This window comes from Silvibacterium bohemicum (genome assembly GCF_001006305.1).
GTDB lineage: Bacteria > Acidobacteriota > Terriglobia > Terriglobales > Acidobacteriaceae > Silvibacterium > Silvibacterium bohemicum.
Genome location: NZ_LBHJ01000020.1, coordinates 242,534 through 266,806 on the forward strand (window position 1 = coordinate 242,534; position 24,273 = coordinate 266,806).

The 24,273-nt window shown below is 55.9% G+C and carries 15 protein-coding genes; 11 read left to right on the plus strand and 4 right to left on the minus strand.

Going from position 1 to position 24,273, the window contains the following annotated elements:
* Nucleotides 1-36 precede the first annotated feature (36 nt).
* Nucleotides 37-3,621, plus strand: coding sequence for a TonB-dependent receptor (locus tag XX99_RS24260; protein WP_184084590.1), 3,585 nt, complete (start codon nt 37-39; stop codon nt 3,619-3,621).
* 223 nt (nt 3,622-3,844) lie between these two features.
* On the opposite strand, the gene XX99_RS24265 is transcribed toward XX99_RS24260, so the two are convergent.
* The 3 genes from XX99_RS24265 to XX99_RS24275 form a co-directional block, all read right to left on the minus strand.
* Complete coding sequence (locus XX99_RS24265) at nt 3,845-5,038, minus strand: zinc-dependent alcohol dehydrogenase (RefSeq protein WP_050062009.1); 1,194 nt, start codon at nt 5,036-5,038, stop codon at nt 3,845-3,847.
* Nucleotides 5,039-5,090: 52 nt separating this feature from the next.
* Nucleotides 5,091-5,741, minus strand: a complete 651-nt coding sequence (locus XX99_RS24270; protein WP_050062010.1) for an SRPBCC family protein — start codon at nt 5,739-5,741, stop codon at nt 5,091-5,093.
* A 108-nt stretch (nt 5,742-5,849) separates the two neighbouring features.
* A complete protein-coding gene (locus XX99_RS24275; RefSeq protein WP_050062011.1) occupies nt 5,850-6,641 on the minus strand; it encodes an SDR family NAD(P)-dependent oxidoreductase in 792 nt (263 codons plus the stop codon).
* Between the two features lie 396 nt (nt 6,642-7,037).
* Here XX99_RS24275 and XX99_RS24280 point away from each other — a divergent pair, with 396 nt between their 5' ends.
* The 5 genes from XX99_RS24280 to XX99_RS24305 all read left to right on the plus strand — a co-directional run bounded on the left by XX99_RS24280 (nt 7,038) and on the right by XX99_RS24305 (nt 13,517).
* Nucleotides 7,038-8,783 carry a thiamine pyrophosphate-dependent enzyme gene (locus XX99_RS24280; protein ID WP_050062012.1) on the plus strand — a complete coding sequence of 582 codons (1,746 nt, stop codon included), beginning with the start codon at nt 7,038-7,040 and terminating at the stop codon, nt 8,781-8,783.
* Nucleotides 8,784-8,832: 49 nt separating this feature from the next.
* The gene (locus XX99_RS24285) at nt 8,833-9,942 is read left to right on the plus strand and encodes an enolase C-terminal domain-like protein (protein ID WP_050062013.1); all 1,110 of its coding nucleotides are present in this window, start codon (nt 8,833-8,835) and stop codon (nt 9,940-9,942) included.
* 172 nt (nt 9,943-10,114) lie between these two features.
* Entirely contained in the window at nt 10,115-11,074 is a 960-nt protein-coding gene (locus XX99_RS24295; protein ID WP_231581592.1) for a hypothetical protein, read from the plus strand.
* Nucleotides 11,071-11,823 (plus strand): gluconate 2-dehydrogenase subunit 3 family protein, encoded by a 753-nt coding sequence (locus tag XX99_RS24300; protein WP_050062015.1) that lies wholly within the window; start codon nt 11,071-11,073, stop codon nt 11,821-11,823. The genes XX99_RS24295 and XX99_RS24300 overlap by 4 nt, the downstream gene beginning before the upstream one ends.
* Nucleotides 11,823-13,517, plus strand: a complete 1,695-nt coding sequence (locus tag XX99_RS24305; protein ID WP_231581593.1) for a GMC family oxidoreductase — start codon at nt 11,823-11,825, stop codon at nt 13,515-13,517. Before XX99_RS24300 ends, XX99_RS24305 begins: the two co-directional genes overlap by 1 nt.
* Here the strand turns inward: XX99_RS24305 and XX99_RS24310 are convergent.
* The gene (locus XX99_RS24310; protein ID WP_050062016.1) at nt 13,514-14,524 is read right to left on the minus strand and encodes an SDR family oxidoreductase; all 1,011 of its coding nucleotides are present in this window, start codon (nt 14,522-14,524) and stop codon (nt 13,514-13,516) included. The two genes, XX99_RS24305 and XX99_RS24310, sit on opposite strands and share 4 nt — an antisense overlap.
* A 105-nt stretch (nt 14,525-14,629) precedes the next feature.
* Between XX99_RS24310 and XX99_RS24315 the strand changes: the two genes are divergently transcribed.
* From XX99_RS24315 to XX99_RS24340, 5 genes are all read left to right on the plus strand, one after another.
* Nucleotides 14,630-16,381, plus strand: a complete 1,752-nt coding sequence (locus tag XX99_RS24315; protein ID WP_050062017.1) for a glycoside hydrolase family 15 protein — start codon at nt 14,630-14,632, stop codon at nt 16,379-16,381.
* Nucleotides 16,382-16,430: 49 nt separating this feature from the next.
* Nucleotides 16,431-17,324 carry an alpha/beta fold hydrolase gene (locus tag XX99_RS24320; RefSeq protein WP_050062018.1) on the plus strand — a complete coding sequence of 298 codons (894 nt, stop codon included), beginning with the start codon at nt 16,431-16,433 and terminating at the stop codon, nt 17,322-17,324.
* Between the two features lie 283 nt (nt 17,325-17,607).
* On the plus strand, nt 17,608-18,816 hold the full coding sequence (locus XX99_RS24325) for a hypothetical protein (RefSeq protein WP_050062019.1): 1,209 nt from the start codon (nt 17,608-17,610) through the stop codon (nt 18,814-18,816).
* Nucleotides 18,817-19,785: 969 nt separating this feature from the next.
* Nucleotides 19,786-23,601, plus strand: coding sequence for a CheR family methyltransferase (locus tag XX99_RS24335; RefSeq protein WP_184084593.1), 3,816 nt, complete (start codon nt 19,786-19,788; stop codon nt 23,599-23,601).
* Nucleotides 23,594-24,238, plus strand: a complete 645-nt coding sequence (locus tag XX99_RS24340; protein ID WP_050062022.1) for a response regulator — start codon at nt 23,594-23,596, stop codon at nt 24,236-24,238. The genes XX99_RS24335 and XX99_RS24340 overlap by 8 nt, the downstream gene beginning before the upstream one ends.
* Nucleotides 24,239-24,273 lie beyond the last annotated feature (35 nt).

Consider the following 24,273-nt stretch of genomic DNA (forward strand, 5'->3'; position numbering starts at 1 on the left):
CCCTCAAGCCAGACCAAAATTTTCGGAGGCAATTCCATGAAACTCCCCATCGTCCGTCGGTGCGCGGCCGTCTTTGCCGTGCTCGCTCTCAGTCTGCATTCCCCTGTGTGGGCACAATCGAACCGAGGCACAATGAGCGGCACAGTGATGGATGCATCCAACGCGGTGATTCCAAACGCGACGGTCACGGCAGTGGAGACCGGCACGAATACTACTTATACGACGAAGACCTCGGCGGAAGGCTTCTATCAATTTCCGCAGGCGATGGTGGGCACATACAAGGTGACGGCAACCGCGACGGGCTTCCAGGCTCAGGAGAAGACGGGGGTCGGCCTGCTAATCAACAGTACGACCGCGCTGAACTTCACGCTTGCTCCAGGCGCGGCTTCGACAACAGTCACCGTCTCAGCCACGGCTCCATCTTTGGATTCTCAGACCTCCGATATTGGCGGCGTCATTACCGCGCGTCAGGTTGAGGAGCTGCCGCTGTCGCTCGGTGGCGTGGGCGCTTTTCGCTCCCCCGAAGCCTTTGCCTTCCTGCTTCCCGGCGTGGTCGGACCCGGCACCGCCAACAATGCAAACGGCGTCTACATCCAGAAAACCAGCGGCGGTCAGAACTTCGGTGACGACGTACTTCTTGACGGCACCTCCGCTCAACGTCCGGATAACGGCTCGACCTTTGATGAGACGGCTCCGTCGGTAGAAGCGATACGCGAATACAAGGTGACCACGGCAACGCCTTCCGCCGAGTATGACCGAACCACCGGCGGCATACGGAGCTTCACCACGCGCTCGGGTTCAAACGCCCTCCACGGAACGGCCTTCGATATCCTTCGCAACACCGTGCTCGACGCGAATACCTGGTTTAACGACCTCGAGCGCGGCACCGTCGCACCTCCCGGATCGCCGAACTACGCGCAATATGCCACTCCCGAAGACATCAAGAATGATTACGGCGTCGCACTTGGCGGTCCGGTAAAAATTCCGCACCTTTATGATGGACGCGACAAGACGTTCTTCTTCTTTGCGTGGGAGCAGCTTACGTGGCCGCGTGGCGCAGTGACCACCAGCACGCTGCCCACGGCCGCCGAGCGAACCGGTGACTTTTCCGCCATTCTTACCAACAATGTCATCGGAACCAATCCCTGCACCGGCGCTCCCGTGTATGCAGGGCAGATCTTCGATCCCAACTCGCAGCCTTCGGCGAACGTTCTGTGCCGCGCCACGCCGTTCCAGGGAAACCAGATCCTTCCTTCCCGGATCGATCCCGTTACTGCAAAGGCCCTCAGCTATCTGCCACTGCCGAATGGTCCGGGGCTGGTGAATAACTATACCTTCCGCTCCAGCTTCCCGACCGATAACACGAGTTATACAATCCGCATCGACGAGAGCGTCAACGCCAACAACCATGTCTTCGGCTCCTACAGCACGCGCGAGAACACGCTTCTCACCGGAGGTACTCCCGCGCTTCCCGATCCAATCGACTCCAACACCTGGGATCAGGATTTCACCACGCACTATGGCCGCGGGGGATGGGATCACACCTTCTCGAGCAACATCCTCAATCACGTAAACCTGGGATATAACCGGACCAACAGCAAGAACAATTCTGCGGCCGCGGAGACCGGGACGGACTGGGGCGCCGTGCTCGGCCTCGGCAACATCTCCGGCCGTCCCTTCCCACAATTCAATGTGAACAGCGGTTTTCCCTCGATTGGCTTCGCTAAAGGCGATGACGATGTAGCCAACGAAGCAGACGTCTTCGACACGCTCACGCTCACCAAAGGCAGGCACGCTCTGTCAATCGGCGGCGAGTATCGCTGGATCCAATACAACAACCTGGCCTACGACAACACCAGCGGGGCTTATAACTTCTCCAACGCGGAGACCGCTGCTGGAACCGGCGTTCTCAACAGCCAAGGCGGCTTTGCCTTCGCCAGCTTTCTGCTGGGTCAGGTGGATAGTGCAAACCTCACCGTCTTCGCGCACTATCCGCGATACACTTCGTCCTACTACGGTCTTTTCATTCAGGACGATTACAAGGTCAGCCAGCGTCTCACTTTGAATTTAGGCATCCGCTGGGACGTGGACGAGCCGCGCAAGGAATCGCAGAACTTCACCTCGAACTTCGATCCTGATCTGCCGAACGCCGGAGCTGGCGGCCGGCTCGGTGCTCTTGAGTTTGCCTCGAACTGCAGCGGCTGCAACCCGCGTTGGATCGATACAAATTATAAGGACGTGGCGCCCCGCGTGGGATTTGCCTTCACTCCCTATGCCAGCGGCAAAACCGTATTCCGCGGCGGTTATGGCATTCTCTATGGCCCACTCTATTATGCGGACTTCGCAAACAGCGTCGATGCCGGATACGCTGCTGCGCCTAGTCCGCAATCGCCGAATGGATTCAATAGCTCTTTCCTCCTGGCGGGAGGCTTCCCCGCTTATCAGACGCCTCCCATCCTCGACCCCACTATTCGTAACAACCAGAGTGTCGATTACATCGCGCCTAACTTTAACAAGCCTCCTGTGATCCAAAGCTGGAGTCTACAAGTACAGCAGGAGCTTGCTCCCGATCTCATCTTCACACTGGGATATGTTGGCACCAAGGGACAAAACCTTCGCAGCGCCGCCGGCTTCGGGCAGTACAACAACTTTCCCCTAAGCGATCTGGCCCTCGGCCAAAATGTGCTGAATGCCGCAATCGGCTCAACCACCGCAACCGATGCTGGCATCGGCGCTCCTTATGCCGGCTTCAATGGAACGGTCGGCGATTCTCTACGGCACTATCCGCAGTATCGGCGCTTTAACACCGATTGCTGCCTCGAGAATGATGGCATGTCCAGCTACAATGCTCTGGAAGCGACCTTGCAACGGCGCTATCGCTCCGGCCTAAATCTGCAGGTGTCTTACACCTGGTCGAAGTCTCTCAATGATGCCGACAGTTTGCAGCCGGGCAGCAACGGCGGCGGCGGACTCTACCAAAATCCGTACGACCTGCATCAGGAGAAGGCGCTCAGCAGCCAAGATACACCTCATGTCGCGGTCATCAGCGGTCTTTATGATCTGCCCTTCGGAAAGGGCCGCCACTTTCTCTCGCAGGCGGGCCGGATTGTCGATTGGACCATCGGCGGCTGGCAGACGGGAGCAATTCTGCGCTACCAGAGCGGCCAGCCGCTGCCTTTCTACTGCGCAACCGGTGTAGCAGGCTGGGACAACTGCTTCCGCTTCAATCCGGTCTTCGGGGAGTCCGTATATAACCCGGCTCGCCATCAACATGGATTCAATCCTCTTACCACTCCATATCTGAACAACGCCTATTTCCAGGATCCAAATACTAATCCGAACGTGCCGATCGTCTTTGGTTCTCTGCCGCGTGTGACGGGCTTTCGCATGGACCCGTACTACGAGGAAGACATCAACCTGATCAAGCGCTTTGCTATTCGCGAGGACACGAACTTCGAATTGCGCGCGGATGCTTTTAACGCATTCAACCGCCATGTCTTCGCGGAGCCTTTCAATCTGGGCCCGCAGCCGAACGTAGGAGCCAATGCCACATTCGGCTACGTAAACGGGACCGTTGATGCGCCACGGGTGTTGCAGCTGGAGTTTCGCCTCAGCTTCTGATTGCGTTCAGACGAGAGGCGAACGGAGAATCTGGGATAATCCCCATCGCATTCCAGATCATTGATTGCGGTGGTTATCTGGGTTCGAGTTTAATCGGTGTCCAATAAACAATTTCCGTGGGCGGCTTCTTCCACCGAATGTCTCGTCCTGACCATTCATGCAAAGCAAAGCGGACCAGCTTTTTACTGGTCCGCTTTGCTTGCTTGACGCATGCGCCGTGCTGTTACGCCACTTTGCGCTCTGCCCATGGATCGATCACGATCTTGGTGACCTGTTCTTTCTTGTCGCGCCATACCTTGTACATCTCCGGCGCATCGTCGAGCGTGATGCGGTGGGAGATGATGTAGCTGGGATCGATTTCTCCCTTTTCAATTCGCTCCAATAGCGGCTGCATGTAGTTGTGCATGTTCGTCTGTCCCATCTTCATGGTGATGCCTTTGCCGAAGGCCGCGCCAAACGGGACCTTATCCAGCAATCCACCATAGACGCCGGGAATGGACAGCGTGCCGCCTTTACGCACTGCCTGAATCGCTTGTCGCAACACACTTGGGCGATCGGTTTCGAGCATCAGCTTGGTCTTGACCTGATCGTAGATGCCTTGCAATTCGGTTGAGTGCGCCTCAAGACCAACCGCGTCGATGCAAGAATCCGGCCCCGCGCCTGCGGTTAGATCCTTCAAAGCGGTCAAAACACTCACGTCGTCTTCGGAGTAATCGATTGTGATGGCGCCCACTGAGCGCGCCATATCCAGGCGCTCAGGCAGACGATCGATGGCGATCACTCGCGCTGCGCCCAGCATGAACGCGCTCGCAATCGCGAACTGTCCCACCGGCCCGCAGCCCCAGACGGCCACCGTGTCGCCCGGCTGGATCTGCGCGTTCTCAGCCGCCATGTATCCGGTTGGGAAAATGTCGGAGAGGAATAGAATTTTCTCGTCCGGGAGGTCGCTCTCGATTTTCAGCGGTCCCACGTTTGCGAATGGAACGCGTACATACTGTGCCTGCCCGCCGGCGTAGCCGCCCATCATGTGGGAGTAACCAAAAAGGCCGGACCCCGAATATCCGTAAGCCGCTTCCATCAAATGCGCGTTGGGATTCGTGTTGTCGCATGCGGCCCATAACTTCTTTTTGCAAAAGGAGCAGTTGCCGCAAGCGATTGTAAATGGAACCACAACGCGATCGCCGCGCTTGAGATTGGTGACGCCCCTCCCTACTTCCTCAACGATGCCCATGAACTCGTGGCCAAGAATATCTCCCGCCTCCATGGTCGGAATAAAGCCGTCATATAAGTGAAGATCCGATCCGCAGATAGCGGTTCGTGTGACCTTGATGATGGCATCGTGTGGGTTCAGCAGCTTCGGATCGTCCACTGTCAGCGTTTCCACCTTGCTCGTTCCCATCCAGCAAACTGCTTTCATCTTGTTCCCCTTTTTCGCAATGTTGGGTTAGCGTTGCTGCATTGGCCGGCGGTCAGCTCGCCTTGCGATCCATGGCAGGAGGAGTCTCGACCTTCTCTCCGTATAGCGATTCCTTGGCTCCGCCAACTGTTCCGCGTGGTCCATGTGGCTGCCCTTGATTCCGAGGAATTTCTCCGGTCTCCGCTAGTGCCTTGAAGTGGCGCAGATTTTCGATCACCGCCTGCTTGGGGTTGCGTCCCACAATCGTCTCCCACATACTGGCGAACTTGCCCATCCTGAATTCCTGCAGCACCGTTGCCACGGTGCCGAGTCCTCCCGGAGCGGTCTCGAAGATAACCTCGCCAGCATTGTCCGAGTCTCCCCCAGTGCTTCGCCACGCGATCCGCTCGCCTGGCTCGTCAGCCAGAATTTCTGAATCCCACTCCAAAGTTTTGTCGCCTGACTTCATCACCCAGTGCGATGTCTTGTCGCCCGTCCGGGTTACTGCCGTTATCTGTTCCTGCCATAATGGGATGGCTTCGACATCGCGCCACATTGCGTATAAATCCTGCGGTGAAGCCTGAATGAATGCGCTGGTCCGGACCCATTGCTTCCCGTCCTTGTCCACCGGAGGCGGTAGATAGCGCCCATTCACGATCACACCCGCCCCGGCCGATTTCGGCAGAGGCTCGGCATTCGGCTTTTCTCTCAGAGCGTCCGACATGTTTTTCTCCTTGTCTTGTATTGTTGAGGCTGAAATTAGAGGAAACTTTGTCGCTGCCGTCTCCGTGAGGCGCACTCAACACGCAGAGCAGAGCGTCAGGAACTCGCACTACTTTTCATCGAGCGGCTTTGCCATCTTCTCGTGCATCGAGCCTTTGACTGATCCGGGTACGACGTTGGCCAGCATGCCTTCGAGTTTGGTTTTGCCCGAGGCGGCATACACGTGGTCTTTGCCTGCGAGGAGCGCTTCGATGCCTTGGTGAGCAACATCATCCGGCTCGCTCTCGCTTTTGCCCTTGGAGCCGACTTCCGTGTTGTCCATGCCCGCCCGATGAAAGAAGTCAGTATTCGTAGGGCCAGGTTGAAGCGCCGTTACCGTAATGTTCGAGTCGCGCAGCTCGTACCGAACACTGTGCGCAAAAGACAGCACGAAGGCCTTCGTCGCCGCGTATACAGCTTCCCGAGGGGCCACCATTTCTCCGGCGATCGAGGCCGTGAATAGGATCTTTCCGCCATCTTGCCCCAACATGCTTTTGATAACATGCTTCGTCAAGTGGACAGTGCCCGTGCAGTTCAAATCAACCATTTTCAGTTCTTCATCAAGATCGGTTTCGTAAAAGAGTCCGCCCACGCCCACACCGGCATTGATGCACGCTATGTCCAATGGACGACTTGAGGCCTTTACGGCATTCCATAACTCGTCGATCCCCTCGCGCGTCGCCAGGTCGGCTTGAATCGCCTCGACCGCCGATCCGGTCGAACGCAATGTATCCGCGGCAGCTTCCAGTCGCGCTCCGGCAGAGCAGATCACAAGGTCGTAACCACGGCTGCCCAATTCTTTTGCCAGAGAAAACCCGATGCCGCTCGAAGCACCTGTCACGAGAGCAAGCTTGTTCGCCATGTCTCTAACCCCCAAACCTAAGTTTGCATACAGCGCTCTTAAGTTTGGATGCAGTCTTGCTTCACCGAGGAGCTGTATTTCCATTGCGGTTGATGCGGCCAAAAGAGCGATCGTTATTTACTCCCCCGAATGGAAATATTGCCGTCTTTCAGCGCGATATCTCCAATCAGAGAAAGCAGCTCGCGAGGATAACTACGAAGGTCTTGGGATTTTCGGCAATCTGTTTGGAACGCATCTTGCCGTCTGAACCTTTGGATGCCGGCGACGGCGTGCGTGCTGAAGGACATCAGAAACTCTGTTGTTCTTCTCGTTTGCTCTGAAATCAAACCCCTATGACGAAACGAGCGTCCTACCGTTTGTCCAGCCAAAAGGAATCAGTCTGCCTCGGAGAGAAATATGACTAACGCATCGGACATACTCGTAGAACGTTTACTTGCTTGGGGTGTTGACACCATATTCGGCTTGCCGGGTGATGGCATTAACGGAGTCTTCGAGTCTCTGCGCAAGCAGAAAGATCGGTTAAGGTTCATTCATGTAAGGCATGAAGAGTCCGCCGCGTTCATGGCCTGCGCCTATGCCAAATTTACCGGCAAACTGGGAGTGTGTATCTCTACCTCCGGCCCTGGAGGCATTCATCTCTTGAACGGTCTCTACGACGCAAAGATGGACCATGCGCCGGTCCTTGCGATCACAGGCCTGCAGCATAGCGATCTGATTGGCACCTTTACTCAACAGGACGTTGCGCTGGATAAGCTCTTCATGGATGTCGCGGTCTACAACGAGCGAATCATGAGCGGAGCCCATATGGAAAGCGTGGCTGATCTTGCAATCCGCACAGCGCTGGCTTCCCGTGGCGTGGCACACATCACTATCCCAGTGGATGTGCAGGTTCAGGAGATCAAGAAGGGCCGCTCGGAGCGCAACCCTATCCATCACAGCTCGTCTGTGCCCGCTTACTTCGATCAGCTTCCAGCTCGAATCGAGCTGGAGCATGCGGCGGATATTCTCAATCGCGGAAAGAAAATTGCAATCCTGGCCGGCCAAGGAGCATTGCATGCGACCGAGGAACTTGAAGAGCTGGCAGAAACACTCGGTGCGCCGATCATCAAAGCTCTGCTGGGGAAAGCTGCTGTGCCGGATGATAGCCCCTACACCACTGGCGGCATTGGCCTTCTCGGGACCGAGCCATCGCAGGATGCCATTGAAGGATGCGACACGTTTCTGATGGTGGGGACATCTTTTCCTTATATTGAGTTTTTGCCTGAGCCAGGCTCGGTCAAGTGCGTGCAGATCGATATTGATCCGCAGCGCATCAGTCTTCGCCACCCTGCCGATGTCGGGCTCGTGGGAGACGCGAAGAACACCATTCGCGCGCTGCTGCCGCTACTTGAGAAGCATGACAAAGGCTTTCTTGAGAAAGCTCAGAAGGCCAAAGCCGAATGGCAGAAGCTGATGGAAGAACGCGGAACGCGGCCCGATAAGCCAATGAAGCCTCAGGTTGTGGGCTGGGAATTGGGCAAGCGCGTCCCTGCGAATGCCATCGTCACTTCCGACTCGGGAACGATCACCACCTGGTGGGCGCGTTACGTTCCTGCATTGCGCGGGCAAAAGCATAGTTGCTCGGGAAATCTCGCCACCATGGCCTGTGGCCTGCCTTATGCCATCGCCGCGGCGGTCGCATATCCTGACCGGCCGGTCTACTGCATCATTGGTGACGGCGGATTGAGCATGCTGCTCGGCGAGTTGATAACTGTCGCCGCCTACAAACTCAACATCAGGATTATCGTGATCAAGAACAATACCCTTGGGCAGATCAAATGGGAGCAGATGGTTTTCCTCGGCAATCCTGAATATGCCTGCGATCTGTTTCCTGCGGATTTCGTGATGATCGCTCGTGGCGCTGGAATTGAAGCTATCCAGATTGAAGATCCGGCGACTTGCGGAGCTCAACTCGATAGTGTGATCGGACGTCCGGGTCCCGTTCTGATCGAAGCTGTCGTCGATGAGTTCACGCCTCCTATGCCGGCCAAGATCAAAGCAAGCCAGGCAGTGAAGTTGGCTGAAGCTCTGGTTCGCGGTGAACCAAATCGGATGAAGATTGCGCTGACGAATGCGCACGATAAGATTCGCGAACTGGTGTAATCGCGCCGAATTGGTTTGATCACAATGACGAGCCACGGTGTAGGTAAATATGACAGCGTCCGACATCTCGGTGGGCAAGGTAGATGTTTCCGCCTATACGATACCGACCGATGCTCCCGAAGGCGATGGCACCTTGCGATGGGACTCAACGACGCTCATCCTCTGTGAGATTCACGCAGCGGGTAAGGTCGGACTTGGCTACACCTATGGCAATCAAGCTACCGCCTTCATGGCCGATCACCTTGCAGGCAAGTGTCTTCTGCACCGCACGGCGCTCGACATCCCTGCTCTGCACGCAGCCATGTTCCGACAAGTCCGAAATGACGGCAGCCGCGGGATCGCATCCATGGCAATCTCAGCGCTGGATATCGCACTCTGGGATCTCAAAGCCAAGCTTTTGAATTCTTCCCTGGTCGATCTCTTCGGTGCGGCTCACGCGAGTGTAGCTGCATACGGAAGCGGAGGATTCACCACTTACAGCAATCGGCAGTTGGCTGAACAGCTATCGGGTTGGGTTACAGAGGGTCTGAAAAGCGCAAAGATGAAGATCGGTGCAGAACCTACTAAGGATTTGGAAAGGGTTCGTGCGGCTCGCGAAGCCGTCGGACCATCCATGAATCTTTTTGTAGATGCTAACGGTGCTTACGACGTGCGCCAGGCTACTGCCTTTGCTGAGAAATTTAAGGATCTCAATGTTACGTGGTTTGAAGAGCCGGTCAGCTCCGATGATCTCGATGGTTTGCGGCGCGTACGTGATCGGGTGCCGGATTCGATGGAGATAGCAGCCGGGGAATACGGCTACGATTCCCTCTATTTCAGGCGGATGCTTGAGGCAGAAGCGGTCGATGTCCTGCAACTGGACGCGACCCGCTGCAAAGGATTCACCGGCTTCCTGGAGGGAGCAGCCGTTGCAGCGAGTTTTGGGAAGCCCATCTCCGCGCATTGTGCTCCTTCTCTGCACATGCACGTCGGTTGCGCGATTCCAAAATTTCGGCACGTCGAATACTTTCACGATCACGGTCGCATTGAGGCGATTTTCTTCGATGGTTTCATTCCATCCAGAAATGGGGAGTTAATGCCCGACCGATCCCGGCCTGGCATGGGACTCATCTTCAAGCAATCAGATGCGGAGCGGTTTCTTACCTGGAGAAGCAAATGATTCACGACCTGTGCCAGCCGATCTTTAACAGCGCTCCTCAGTGGCCCAAGTTCCCTCCCACCACGATGACCATCCCGCGCCTTGCGGCCGTTGAATCGGCGAATGTTGAACATCTGGAATCCATGACTCATATAGGAATACATCTCTATGCCTGGGATGAAAGAGAGATGGCATGCCCTTCGTCCTGACTGATGCACTCGAACGGAGTGCAAATCGGAATCTGCCCGCACCGTTGTCCGCGGCGGTGACTACAGCGCTTGAGCACATTCGCGAAGGATGCTTTCAGCGCAGCCTCTGTTTGGTTGTCGCCACGACCAGCGTTGCAAGCGGCCTCGAAGTGGGATATGAGCACTACAGAGGCAGTTACAGCAACCCAATCATGTACACCCCCGTGGTCCTGAGCGGAATGCTCGCAGGCGCTGGATTAGCTGGAGCATTCAGCGGTGTGGCTGCGCGCACCGTTCTTCGTTGGGTTAGCGTCGCAACCCTCGCCGACGGAATCATCGGCTTCTTCTTCCATATAAGAGGCGTAGCGCGCAAACCTGGAGGATGGAGCCTGCCAGTTACGAACATCGTGATGGGACCGCCGATCTTCGCACCGCTGCTGTTTGGAACGAGCGCTTATCTGGGACTGATGGCCTCGTATCTTCGCCGCGAAGAGGACTCGAATCGAATAGCAGGCCGACTCGGAGAAGCCGTCGAGGCAGGAAGCTCCGACTGGCGGATCAACCTTCGTTATGGAAGATTCCAGAAGCATCTCTCGGCCCTGACTGTCTTATGGGCGTTCTTCAGCGGCTTTGAAGCTCTCTACTCTCATTACAAAACGAACTTTCGCTATAAGGCGCAATGGACGCCCATACTCTTGGCGCCATTGGTAATGGCTGCAGCTGCCGGAGCGGTGAAGAGCCGCCGTATTGCGAATACTGCGTTACCGATCGTCTCTGCTTTGGCTATGGCTGATGGCGCGGTCGGTTTTTATTACCATGCACGCGGCATCGTGCGGAGGCCGGGAGGAATGAAGAAGCCGCTGTACAACACGCTCTACGGTCCTCCCATTTTTGCTCCTCTCTTGTTCGCGGCCTGCGGATTTCTCGGCCTGATGGCGAGCCTCCTCCGAAGGGAGAAGCGATGACGAGAAAATCTTTTCCCTTCCTCGCTGCAGGAGGCGAGCTCAAAGAGCTCGAACAGCCGGGCTACTACGCCGGCTACAGTACTATGGCCCAGAAGAGAAACTGGGAAGAAGCGACCCGAAACGTGGTGACCGCGCGCGTTGAGAAGACTCTATCCATCCGCTTCTTTTCGCAAGAGGAAGCCACGCTGCTTGGTGCAGTCATCGATCGTGTGATGCCTCAGGACGATCGCACCGAGGGGCGCACGATTCCAATTCTTCCCGTACTCGACGAACGCCTTTTTACGAATTCGCTGAGCGGCTTTCGCTATGAAGATATGCCGCCGGATCAGGAGGCCTACCGGCTTGCGATCAAAGCAATCGAAGAGATGGCGCAAGACCGTTTCGGACAATCATTTCAGATTCTTACTGTGCATCGGCAGGAACTCATCCTGAAATCGCTGCATGATGGAAAGCCTGAGCCCGAGAACACCGTCTGGCAAAAGATGCCGGTGCATCGCTTCTGGGCGATGCTGATGGAAGACTGCGTAACCGCCTATTATTCGCATCCGTGGGCATGGGATGAGATCGGCTTCGGCGGACCGGCCTATCCACGGGGATATATGCGGCTTGAAAATGGTCTACCCGAGCCGTGGGAAAAAGACGAACAGCGCTACGAGTGGAATGCGCCCGTCGATTCCCTCTCTCAGTTGGACCAAGAGAGCGCTCCTCCTGAACATGGATCCCTGCACGGTCATGGAGGAAGCCACTGATGCCGCATTATCTCGGCTCCATGCAGACGCTTCCCTCGCCGATGCATCGCTACAAAGAGAACGACACCGTAGACTACTGCATCGTCGGTGTGGGCAGCGCCGGTGGGGTATTGGTGCAACGTCTGGCCCGGGCGGGATTTCGCGTGATTGCGCTCGAAGCTGGTCCCTTCTGGGACACGGAGAAGGATTGGGTCAGCGATGAAAAGGGATCACACGAGCTTTATTGGAATGATCTGCGCATTACTGGCGGAACCCATCCGCTAGCGCTCGGCGCGAACAATAGCGGCAAGGGGGTGGGAGGAGGTTCCGTTCATTGGGCGGCGTTCGCGCCGCGCTTTCATCCCTCCGATTTTCGCGTGTACTCCGAAGATGGCGTCGGGGTTGATTGGCCCATGTCGTATTGGGATCTCAAACCTTATTACGAGTTGCTGGAACGTGAAATTCCCGTGGCAGGGCCCGCTTGGTTTCCATGGGGCGACCCGCACGGGCATCCTTATGGCCCTCATCCTCTGGGTGGCGTAGGCGATGTGCTGGTTCGTGGCTGTGCCAGCCTCGGTATTCGATCCGTTGCCGGTGGCCCCGTTGCAATTCTGTCGGCTTCGCATGGCGACAGGCCGCACTGCATCTATCGCGGATTTTGCATTCAGGGATGCAAGGTTGGAGCCAAAGCAAGCACACTGATTACCCACGTGCCCGACGCGATTTCAAATGGCGCAGAAATTCGGGCGCATGCGATGGCTTCGCGCGTCAGTCTGCGCGAGGATGGCCGGGCGGATGGAGTCTTCTACTTCGATCGCGACGGAAAAGAACATTTTCAGCGAGCCCGGGCAGTGATCGTATCGGGCTACGCCATCGAGACGCCGCGGTTGCTCCTCAACTCTGCATGTCCCGGCCATCGCCATGGATTGGCCAATTCGAGCGGGACACTTGGCAAGTATCTGATGGTGCAGGCCGGCAATGTCGTGGCCGGGCGATTCGAAGAACTCATTCGTCTTTACAAGGCGCCGCCGGCGCATGCTTTGAGCGAGGAGTTTTACGAAACTGATCCTCGGCGCGGCTTTGCTCGCGGATTTTCCGTGCAGACAGTAGGACCGCTGCCAGTCGCGTTCGCGAAACAGATGGTCGCGGCCGTGGGAGCCTGGGGATGGGGGATGCGCCAGGTCATGATGGACTACAACCACTGGGCCACCTTGGGTGTTCTGGGCGAGATTCTGCCTGGGGAGGACAATCGAGTCGAATTGGCAGAAGAAAAAGACCGGCATGGCTTACCGGTTGCGAAGGTCACATTCAACCTGCATGACAACGATAAGAAGTTGATTGAGTTTGGAAAAAACAAGGTCATGGAAATCATGTGGGCTGCGGGAGCGCAACAGGTTGTTCAGGAGTCGAGGTTCGCTCACTTGGTCGGCGCCGCGAGAATGGGAAGCGATCCGTCCACGTCGGTGGTCGACAAGTTTGGCCGTACGCATGATATCCCGAATCTGTTTGTATGCGATGGGAGCATCTTTCCGACGCAGGGTTCGGCAAATCCTGGCCTCACCATACAGGCCCTTGCGGCGAGGACTGCGGATTATCTGGCCAAGCAGGGGGACGCGATCTTCTATTCCAATCATCGAGAATTAAGCGAGCCTGGAATTCGATACGATCTCAGCCCGCCCCACACACGATTCAAGGGCAATCCTCGCATCGCCTAACGGGTCAGGTATTTCCTGGCGCAGAGCGCCGCGCCCAGAAGGCCGCATCCCAAACCACATCCAAGTACAAACCATCCGCGGTGCTTCGACACCTGTGCTTCCAGGCTGAACGTGCGGGACTTCGCATCGAAGGGTCCGTGTGCTCCCAATTTAGTTGCGACAGGATGCCACACATTGTTTGGTCGGTTCGGAGAGTCCGGCTCTTCACGCTGCTGCGCTTTGTAGCCCGTCTTGCCAAGATAGAGATCTAACAAGCCCGGAATGAACTTCTGCCCGAAGATGGCTTTGACGGTGGACCCTCCAACCCAATATTCGCGACGCGGCGACGATGTTAGGGCCGCATGCAGGATCACTCGCGCGCCGACCTCGGGTTCGTAGATCGGAGGCACAGGTTGCGGCAGATTTGGCAGCCGATTTTTCACCCAGGTAAATTGCGGCGTGTTCATAGCCGGCATGTGAACGACAATGGCTTTCACCTTGCTCCTATCGTGGATAAGCTCGCAGCGTAATGAATCTGTGAAACCAACGATGGCATGTTTTGAAGCGCAATACGCCGACTGCAAAGGGATGCTTCTTACCGCCAGCGCCGACCCGACCTGGATGATCCGGCCTCGATTCCGCGGAAGCATTCTCCTCAACGCGGCAAGCGTGCCATAGACGTATCCAAGATAGTTCACCTCGGTGACACGGCGAAATTCCGCAGCTTCCATCTCTTTAATTGGCGAGAATACAGAAACCATCGCATTGTTGATCCAAATGTCGATGGGGCCGAGACGCTCTGCAAAAGATGCCGCGGCGGCCTCAACAGCTTGATCATTGCTTACGTCGGCCGCATAGGTGGCGGCTCTTCCTCCAAGGTGTTCAACTTCCGCAGCGGTCGCTTCGAGCGCAGAGAGGTCGCGTGAGATCAAGCCTACACGAGCGCCTACTTTACCGAATTCATAAGCAATCGCTCGTCCCAGTCCCGCTGACGCTCCTGTGATAACCACGGTGAGGTCTCGCTGCATCGGCCGCCTCCATATCAATCTCTTCCCGAGAGGTTAGATGCAGGCAGGACAAAGCGAAACAGCATCTAACACTCGGGAAGTGTTCTGGATGAGTGAGGATAGCGCGTGGCCCTGGGTATCGAAGATTATGCGCTGATTGGAGATTGCGAGACTGCGGCGCTTGTAGGAAAGGACGGATCAATCGACTGGTTGTGTTGGCCCGACTTTTCATCCCCGGCCTGTTTCGCCGCACTTATCGGAACCAAGAAAAACGGTCGATGGCTGCTCGCGCCGACAAATGGCTACAAAAGAATTGCGCGACGGTCCCGCGAGCGTACGTTGATCCTTGAAACCCGCTTCGAGACTGCGACGGGCATTCTCCTCATCACGGATTTCATGCCGGTGAGAGCGGCTCACTCCGATATTGTGCGGATCGCGCGCTGTCTAGAAGGCAGCGTAAAGGTTCAGATGGAGCTCTGTATTCGTTTTGACTATGGACGCACCATTCCATGGACCGGCCCTCGAGAACAAAATATGTGGGCGGCAGCAGCCGGCCCGGGTGTCGCGTACCTCCGCACCCAGGAGCGGATCGAGACGAAGGACGATATTGCCACAGCTGAATTTACGCTGCGACAAGGCCAACATCGTTCTTTCGTTCTGACTCATGTTGGGGCGCAGGGGCCTCCGCCCCGGCGAATCAATGTGCAGAAAGCCCTGAACCAGACAGATATTTTTTGGCGGGAGTGGTGCTCCTTAAACACCTATGAAGGGCCGTGGCAGGACGCCGTCGAGCGATCGCTGATTACGCTCAAAGCTCTCACCTTCCGGCCCACTGGGGGAATTGTTGCCGCTCCAACGACATCTTTGCCGGAGTACTTCAGCAAGGACCGAAACTGGGATTATCGCTATTGCTGGCTGCGAGACGCTGCCTTCACTCTCGAATCGCTGCTCTCGGTTGGCTATCACGAAGAGGCTCAAGCCTGGCAGCACTGGCTTCTCCAGGCTGTTGGCAGCGACGCGCGATGCCTGCAGATCATGTACGGGATGAGAGGCGAGCGACATCTCCCGGAATGCGAGCTTCCATGGTTGCAGGGATACCGAGGCTCGCAGCCTGTCCGGATGGGGAATAAAGCATCGCAACAGATACAGTTGGATGTATACGGTGAAGTGGCCGATGCGATCGTGAGCATGAAACGAGCCGGCCTGCACCTGGACAAACGCCTTCTCCGTCTGCAAAACGAACTCACGGATTGTGTCGCTTCCATCTATCACCTGCCGGCGTCGGGGTTATGGGAGGAACGGAATCAGAAGAGGCATTACACCTACTCCAAGGCGATGGCATGGCTGGCTCTTCACCATGGAGTGGAAAGTACGAGGGGAGTAAAAGCTCTCAATTGGAAGACTATCCGCGATCGTTTGCATCGCCAGATATGTCGAAGAGGATTCAGCCGCAAGCTGGGCAGCTTTGTGCAGTCTTTTGACTCCACGATTTTAGACGCTTCAGTATTGTTGCTACCAACCTTCGGCTTTCTTCCCTTCAATGATGATCGGGTGCGAAGCACGATGGATGTCATCCAAAAGAAACTCAGCAGAGATGGACTCATATATCGTCTGTCGCCAGACTCCCGCAAAGAACGCGAATCAGCCTTTATCGCATGTTCTTTTTGGATGGTTCAGAATCTTGCAGGTGCGAAACGATGGAGCGACGCGGAGAAACTCTTTGAAAGAGTTCTTAATTTGAGAAATGACGTCGGACTACTCTCCGAGGAATATGATCCAGAGCACGGCCGATTCATGGGGAATTTCCCGCAAGCTCTGTCTCACATCGCGCTTGTCAATGCTGCCAGGATGCTTGCCTCTCGCCAGGCCCACGGTTAGGCCTCCTGCGCTGCGACTTCTTCATAGGCTGCGCATCCAATCCGCTAAGATGAAAACGATTCGCACCGAAGTGTTAGAGATTGCGTATCTCGATCATGGCTCGACAGACGGAACTCCGCTATTGCTTTTACATGGATGGCCGGAGTCTCCAGTAGGATTCGAGCAGATATCCGGCCCTTTGCATGAGGCGGGTTTCCGTACGATCGCGCCTTATCTACGCGGTTTCGGTGCAACAAGATTTTTATCTTTGGGTACACCCCGTGTTGGCGCTATTGCAGCCCTAGCACAGGATGCTCTTGATTTCATGGACCGCCTCGGCATTCCTCGTTTCTCCGTCATCGGTCACGATTGGGGAGCGCGTATCGGTTATGCGATCGCGGCGCTCGAGCCTGGGCGAATCAGCAGCCTGAGTGCCCTCTCGGTCGCATTCCAGCCTCGCTTTGCCTTCCAGCCTCCGTCCTACGATCAGTCACGCCGCTTTTGGTACCAGTTCTTTATGTGCAGCGACAAAGGAATGAAGCGCGTTACCGAGGATCCCATCGGCTTTTCGCGTTTCCAGTGGAACACCTGGAGTCCGAAAGGATGGTTTACAGAGGAGGACTTCAACAATGCTGCACTGGCGTGGAGAAACTCCGACTATCCTACAATCACGCTCAACAGCTACCGCTCCCGATGGCTGGAGAACGAGCTCCGAGATCCGCGTTACAGCGGGGTTCAGGCAAAGCTGAATGAAGCAGAGCGCATCGATGTGCCGACACTGATGATTCAAGGCGAGTCGGATTTTTGCGACGCGCCCAGTGAATCAGCAGATTTGGATCCTCACTTCACCCGCTCTTACAAACGGATCGTGATCCCAGGAGTGGGTCACTTCCCGCATCGCGAAGCGCCCGCTGCCGTTGCAGATGCAATCCTGCATCAATTAACGGACGGAACAACCGAATAAGCTTGCGGCACTGACGATGGTTTACATGGCACGCAAACAACTCTTATCCGGTTTCTTCAGGGCGAAGCAGGCCAACTACTTAGCGGGTAATGTCGCGAGCGCTTCCGAATCCCTCTCCGCGTGCGACTGTCGCAGATAGAGATCGAGTTCCTGATAACGATTTGCGATCTCTTCGTCCATTGAGATCGCAGAGGGGCCATAGGCTCGCGCCGATTTTCTGCATCCAACGGTCATTGGCGCTAGCAAGTCTATACCCGCTACCCCTCCCCATGGAGTTCCGTTCATGCAGTTGTTTAAGGATGCCTTAGCCGCCGCTCTGGCCGTCGTAGTCTGTCTACTCGTGATCGAGTTAGGTCTTCACGTCGCGCAATCGGACTTCAATCCGTCGCTCATGACGCAAGACTCGGAGCGGTTCATTCATCTCAGGCCGGGTGCGCATGGCTGGTGGAGGGGCGAAGGCCGCAGCTATGTCGTCATCAATCGTTACGGCTTTCATGACAGAGATGATCTCACCATCGCTCGCCCCGCCAATACTTTAAGGATAGCGGTGCTGGGTAGTTCGGTAGTTGAAGCCGTGCATGTGCCGATGAATGAGAGCATCACCTCGATTATCCAAAACAAGTTGCAGGAGTGTCCTCAGCGGAAGTGGGACAAGGTTGAGGTCCTTAACTTCGGCACCGAGGGATATGGACTAGCCCAGCAACTTATGACGTTGGATAAGGACGTCTGGCGTTTCGATCCGCAAATTATTGTTGACTTGGCCGCCCTGAACAATGACGTAATGAATGATGACCGCAGAACGAAGCACAACGGCGGGGCTTTTCCATACTTTTTACTCGAAAATGGCGAGTTAGTTCCCGATACAATTACCAGTCAGCGGCGGCCCATCGACTCCAAGCGTCTAGAACTCGCAAATAAGTTAAAAGAGCTGATGAACCATTCGCAGATCCTCTTGCTTCTTGAAAGATTTCAGTTTCAGCTCAGCGGCTGGCGCCACCCTATTACAGATCAGACGCAGGAATATTTTGTTCCAACGACCGCCGGCGCTATAAACGCCTGGGAGGTTTCAGAAGCCGTATGGTTAAAGATGAACTCTGAAACGATGTCGCGCGGGGACGAGTTCTGGCTGGTCACTGCGGACATGAATGATCAGGTCGATCCGGATCCCGCTCATCGGGAGGCGTTCCGTAAGGCTCTCGGGGTTCCAGATTTGTACTATCCCGATCACCGTGTTGCTGACTTTGCTGAGCGAAACCACATACGTCATCTGACGCTCGCACCACTACTCGCCGACTACACCGAGCGTAATCACGTCTATCTGCACGGCTTTTACAACACACCTCCAAACTACGGCCACTGGAATATCCTTGGAAATCGCGTAGCGGGGGACTTGGTGGCGGATCGGCTTTGCCGGGAAAGCACACTTCTGCGCAGATTCAATCCATCGGAAAACGAACAAAGCAGCCTTTCGCCGAGTGAAGTAGTTCGCTAGCTACGGCCGCCGAGATCAATTTCTAGACATAGGGAATATCCAGCCTTCAGCGGACGTGGGATGCAATGTGCAAGGAGATCACATCCCAGCAATGAACAGGTATTCGATTCGATCTATGTTCTCCTAGGCAAATACCTAGGTAGGATTCGCAAGTGCCGGGCTGCTCGAATATGAATATTGGAGCATGCTTCGGCTTTCGTTCGAAAAATCGGGACAGACTAGGGCGCTGCCTAGTTACATGCTGAAATCTCATCCTCTATCTTGAGAATCGTAGTCATTTCAGGCTGCAGGGCCCTCCGCCGTGATGAGTTTCAGTGAGATTCTCCACCTTCCGTCATCCATCACAAACCACATTGTCCCCGTCGTTCGTCCACATTCTGATTCGTTCGGTTTTACGGTGCGAACCAAGCGGGGTTCCGCCCGCATGAGACATCCTCAGGAGCCAGCGAAGAACGGCCTGGATCGCACACGCGCAAGCAGGATGAAAATCCTTTGTATCGGAGACGACGTAGCGCTCTTGAACACGAGACACCTGGTTCTTGAGTCGGCAGGTTTTTTGGTGCGATCTATCGTTAGTATTTGGGCCATCGAAGAGGCTGAAGTTCGATCGATCGATCTCGCCCTCATTTGTCACTCCGTCGATCAGGATCGAGCCTCTGCGGCTGTGCGTTCCCTGAAAGAGATCCATCCGGCAATATGTATTGTCCAACTCTGTAAGGGATGCGGAGGGACGAAGGGTGGGGTAAAGCAAATCTCCCCCTGCGGCCCTGAACAGTTGCTTCTGGAAATTGAGCGGATACTGCAAGATAGGCTCCAGACACGTCAGTCGGCGACTCGTCCAATGCAGACCTACCCGACTGCGTAGCTCTTCGTTTCTCAGGAAGCGATTACATGCAAATCGCAGCCCACTGCCGTAGCATGGTAGGACACCGTGCAAGCGGTGCCAGAGGTAGAACTGCGATGGATGAGATGAGTGAACAGGAATTACGCGAACAGAAAAACGGAGCGGGCCCGGTTCAGGAGCGATTTTTGGAAGCAGTCGCCAGCGAGCCTGAAGAGGACGCTGATTGGCACCATCCCATGGGTGAGGATGCTGCTCAGTCGATTGGGGTTTCCATCGAGGCAAGCGCCACGGTTGAGTGGAATGAGGAAAACCAGAATGCGGCCCTCCCTTATCCCGTCGTAGGCATCGGTGCTTCCGCAGGCGGTCTGCAGGCGTTTCGCGAGCTTCTGGAGGGGCTTCCGGAAAAGACCGGGATGTCTTACGTCATCATCTCGCATCTCGCCGCAGATCAGCGCAGCTACCTCACTGAGATTCTGGCGCGACACACGTCGATGCATGTGCAGACCATTGAGGAAGGGCTTCAACCGCAGCCTGACAATTTGTATGTACTGCCTCCCGGACAGATTGCCTTTCTTGAGAAAGGTTTTTTCCATGTCGAATTCCGGGATGTTGCGGAGCGCATTCATTACCCCGTCGATGATTTCTTTCGCTCGCTGGCATCGGATCAGAAGAGCTATTCGATCGGCATTATTTTGTCGGGTGCGGATGGCGATGGAACCCTTGGCGTCAAGGCAATCAAAGGCGAAGGCGGCCTGTCCCTGGCCCAGTCGCCTGAGACCGCCGAGCATTCCAGCATGCCGCTCAGTTCCATCGAGATGGATCACGTGGATTTTGTGGCGTCTCCCCGGGAAATCGGGGTCGAGCTGGGCCGTCTCGCACACCTGTTTGCGGCGCCCCAGATCCGGTCGCTGGAGGGTGGAGAGCCGATTCCCAGCCAGGAGCAGAGTCTGCAACGAGTTTTGCAGCTCCTGCGCAATGGTACCGGCCTTGATTTACGCCAATATAAGCCTGAAACCATCCGCCGCCGCATTGCCCGGCGCATGGTCGTGCGCCGCGTCGAATCGCTGAACGATTATGCTCGCTTGCTCCAACTCCGGCCCGACGAAGTTAGAACCCTCCATGAAGACGTCCTGATTAATGTGACGCGCTTCTTCCGCGATCCCGAATTCTGGCTTTCGCTGAGCACGCATGTTCTGCCCACTTTTTTCCAGAATCGCTCCGCTGAAAAACCTGTACGCGTCTGGTGCGCCGGCTGTGCGACCGGCGAAGAAGCGTATTCGCTCGCGATCACCGTTCTCGAATACCTGACTGCGAACGGTCTGGATACGACGGTACAGATTTTTGGGACAGATGTGAGTGAGTATGCGGTGGAATCCGCCCGCACAGCCATCTATCCGGACTCGTTGATGGGAGAGATGTCGGCTGAGCGCCTGCGCCGCTTCTTTGTAAAAGTTGATCGCGGGTATCAGGTCTCCAAGCGTGTTCGCGACTGCTGCATCTTCGCGAGGCAAAACCTGGCGAATGATCCACCCTTTTCCCACATCGACCTTCTGAGCTGCCGCAATGTCATTATCTATTTCAACCAATCGCTCCAGAAACAAGTCATTACGACGTTCCACTACTCGCTCGAACAGGATGGCTACCTTCTGCTGGGAATGTCGGAGAGTCTCAGAGACTACGGCGATTTTTTCAATGCGTTCGACCGCAAGAACAAGATCTATTCGAAAATCGGCGGCATGATCTCGAGCGGCCATCGCTTCCCGCAGGCATTCAGGGCGAATCTACTTCCCTCTTCCATGCGTATGGGAGAGTTCTCGACGCTTCAGGCTGAGGCATGGTCGGAACTGGAGCTTCAGCGCGCGGCCGACCGCATCGTTCTCGCACGCTATGCGCCGCCGGGCCTGATCGTGGACGATCACCTTAGGGTATTACAGGCGCGCGGACAAACAGCCCCCTATGTCGAGCTCACTCCAGGAGCCGTGAGTTGGAGTCTCTCACGAGTCCTTCGCGATGAAATCGCCGCCGAAGTGAAGGCCGCGGTGGAACGCGCTATTCGAGAGAATGTTCCGATCGTTGTCTCCTCATCTATAACTACCGACGATGACGACAATGAGACCGTTAACATCGAGGTTCTTCCGATCACCAGCGCCTCGGCGCGCACCAGATGTTTTCTGGTTCTTTTCTCGAGAAACCGCGAGCCCAATCGAGAGAGGATTATCGATCAGATCGTTCTGCCTGAACTGACTGGCGATGGAAAAGAAAGGATCATTGGTCAGCTTCGCCAGGACCTTACCTCCACGAAGTTTCATCTTCAATCGCTTGTGGAAGAGCGCGACGCCCGGAACCAGGAGCTGGTCTCAGCCAACGAGGAGATTCAGTCCGCCAACGAAGAATTGCAAAGTACGAACGAAGAGCTGGAAACAACCAAAGAAGAGCTGCAGAGCGCGAATGAGGAATTGCAGACCGTGAACGAAGAGCTGCAGCAGCGAAATGCAATTCTCACGCAGACGGGCAACGACCTCACCAACCTGCTGAACAGCGTCAACATGCCGCTCTTGATGCTGACGGAAGACCTCAAGATACGCCAGTTCACACCGCCGATGGAAAAGCTGTTGAGCATTCGGGCTGCGGATATCGGACGTTCCATCAGCGAGATCCGGCTGCAGCTCAGCGTCAACGACATCGAGCCGATTCTCGAAGATGTTCTCGATACTCTTGGAACCCGCGAGATCGAGGTGCAGGATCGCGAAAACAAATGGCATCTTTTGCGGGTGCGGCCTTATCGCACCGCCGAAAACAAGATCGAAGGCCTCGTGGTTCTTCTTGTCGATATCGATCAACTGAGAAGCAGCCAGCAGGAACTCCGGGACACGCGCGACTTTGCGAACTCGGTGATGCAGAGCGTGCCGGTCGCGGTTGTGGTTCTGGAGCAGGATTGCAGCATTCGAACCGTGAATAAAGCCTTTCGTGAAATGTCGCAGATGAAAGACAGTGAGCTTACAGGCCGCTCAATGCCTGACCTGGTGTCTCTCCTGTGGGGGGTCAACGATTTCAAAAAGCGGCTGGAAGAGCTTCCCCGGGCAGAGTCAGGATCCGTACTGGAGTTCGAGCACCGATCCACCACTGCACAGGCGAAGATCCTCCTCATCAAAGGTCAATCGCTTCCGGTCGACGGGCATCGTGTCCTGTTGCTGACGCTCGAAGACATCACTTTGAGAAGACGAGCCGAACAGGAGATTACGCAGCAGCAGGAGGCCCTGCAAACCGAGGTCGAAATAAAGAGCAAAACACTGGCCCGTGCACAGGACGAGCTGCGGGAGCTCGCTGCGCATCTCTTCACCATGCAGGAAGATGAACGCCAAAGGGTGGCTCGGGAGCTCCATGACGACGTCAGCCAGCGGCTCACGATGCTGGAAATGCTCTGCGCCAAACTGGAAGAAACCGGAGGCAGCGAGCTTCCTGTCATACGGCAGGAGGTTCGGTCGCTGAATTCCGATGTGCGTGAGATCTCCCACCGGCTTCATCCCGCGATCCTGAGCGATCTCGGATTGCCGCAGGCTATCAAAGCGCTTGTAGAGGATTTTCGCCAGCGCGAATCAATGCCCGCCACCTACTTCGACACTGGCGTGTCTGGAGAAATTCCCCCAGCCATAGCGACAGCGCTCTATCGAATTACCCAGGAAGCTTTGAGGAACGTGAGCAAACACGCGGGGGGAACGCACGTGAAGGTCGAACTTAACCAGGTCGATGGGACACTGCGACTCCAGGTACGGGACTTCGGCATCGGATTCGACCAGGATTCGGAATTTCCCTCACGCGGATTAGGGCTCATTAGCATGGAAGAACGGGCGCGCATCGCCGGCGGGACATTCTCAATTGCATCCGCGCTCGGAGACGGGACGAAGATCGCCGTCGAAATTCCGCTGGAGGCCCATGCCTAAACGGCGCGTATTGATCGCGGACGATCATGCTCTCGTGGCGGAGGGTCTGAAAAGCCTCCTTCAGGAGGAGTACGACGTGGTGGGCCTTTCAACGAATGGGCGCCGCCTGTTGATAGACGCCGCAGTACTGAAGCCGGACGTGATCGTATTGGACGTGGGCATGCCGGAACTGAATGGCATCGATGCCGCGGTTCAGCTTTGCAAGCTGCTTCCCACTGCCAAAATGGTTTTTGTGACGCAGCAGATCGACGTTCAATACCTTCGTGCGGCATTCCGCGCAGGCGCGGTCGGCTATGTCGCAAAACAATCGGCCACCCAGGAACTGCTGATCGCAATCAGGCGCGCTCTTCTGGGACAGATTTATGTGACGCCACTCTTGAAAGACGCTCTCCCCAACACGTCGCTCAAAGAGCTTCGGCAGCCGACGGATGTCTTCGCCAAAGAACTGACGCCAAGACAACGCGAAGTCCTGCAACTTGTGGCCGAAGGCAAAACGATTAAAGAGATCTCCGCGGCGCTTCAGATCTCTTCGAAGACGGTGGAGTTTCACAAAAACGCTTTGATGAACGAGATCGGCCTGCGCACGACTGCCGATCTCACTCGCTACGCGATCGCTAGGGGAATTGCTCTCGGCTAAGGACCGATTCGACCTTTCCTGGCAGCTTCGCATCG

Excerpts from the sequence above, each read along its gene's own strand:
- XX99_RS24260 (WP_184084590.1), top strand. The coding sequence starts at position 37 with ATGAAACTCCCCATCGTCCGTCGGTGCGCGGCCGTCTTTGCCGTGCTC.
- XX99_RS24265 (WP_050062009.1), bottom strand. The coding sequence starts at position 5,038 with ATGAAAGCAGTTTGCTGGATGGGAACGAGCAAGGTGGAAACGCTGACA.
- XX99_RS24270 (WP_050062010.1), bottom strand. The coding sequence starts at position 5,741 with ATGTCGGACGCTCTGAGAGAAAAGCCGAATGCCGAGCCTCTGCCGAAA.
- XX99_RS24275 (WP_050062011.1), bottom strand. The coding sequence starts at position 6,641 with ATGGCGAACAAGCTTGCTCTCGTGACAGGTGCTTCGAGCGGCATCGGG.
- XX99_RS24280 (WP_050062012.1), top strand. The coding sequence starts at position 7,038 with ATGACTAACGCATCGGACATACTCGTAGAACGTTTACTTGCTTGGGGT.
- XX99_RS24285 (WP_050062013.1), top strand. The coding sequence starts at position 8,833 with ATGACAGCGTCCGACATCTCGGTGGGCAAGGTAGATGTTTCCGCCTAT.
- XX99_RS24295 (WP_231581592.1), top strand. The coding sequence starts at position 10,115 with ATGCCCTTCGTCCTGACTGATGCACTCGAACGGAGTGCAAATCGGAAT.
- XX99_RS24300 (WP_050062015.1), top strand. The coding sequence starts at position 11,071 with ATGACGAGAAAATCTTTTCCCTTCCTCGCTGCAGGAGGCGAGCTCAAA.
- XX99_RS24305 (WP_231581593.1), top strand. The coding sequence starts at position 11,823 with ATGCCGCATTATCTCGGCTCCATGCAGACGCTTCCCTCGCCGATGCAT.
- XX99_RS24310 (WP_050062016.1), bottom strand. The coding sequence starts at position 14,524 with ATGCAGCGAGACCTCACCGTGGTTATCACAGGAGCGTCAGCGGGACTG.
- XX99_RS24320 (WP_050062018.1), top strand. The coding sequence starts at position 16,431 with ATGAAAACGATTCGCACCGAAGTGTTAGAGATTGCGTATCTCGATCAT.
- XX99_RS24325 (WP_050062019.1), top strand. The coding sequence starts at position 17,608 with ATGCAGTTGTTTAAGGATGCCTTAGCCGCCGCTCTGGCCGTCGTAGTC.
- XX99_RS24335 (WP_184084593.1), top strand. The coding sequence starts at position 19,786 with ATGAGTGAACAGGAATTACGCGAACAGAAAAACGGAGCGGGCCCGGTT.
- XX99_RS24340 (WP_050062022.1), top strand. The coding sequence starts at position 23,594 with ATGCCTAAACGGCGCGTATTGATCGCGGACGATCATGCTCTCGTGGCG.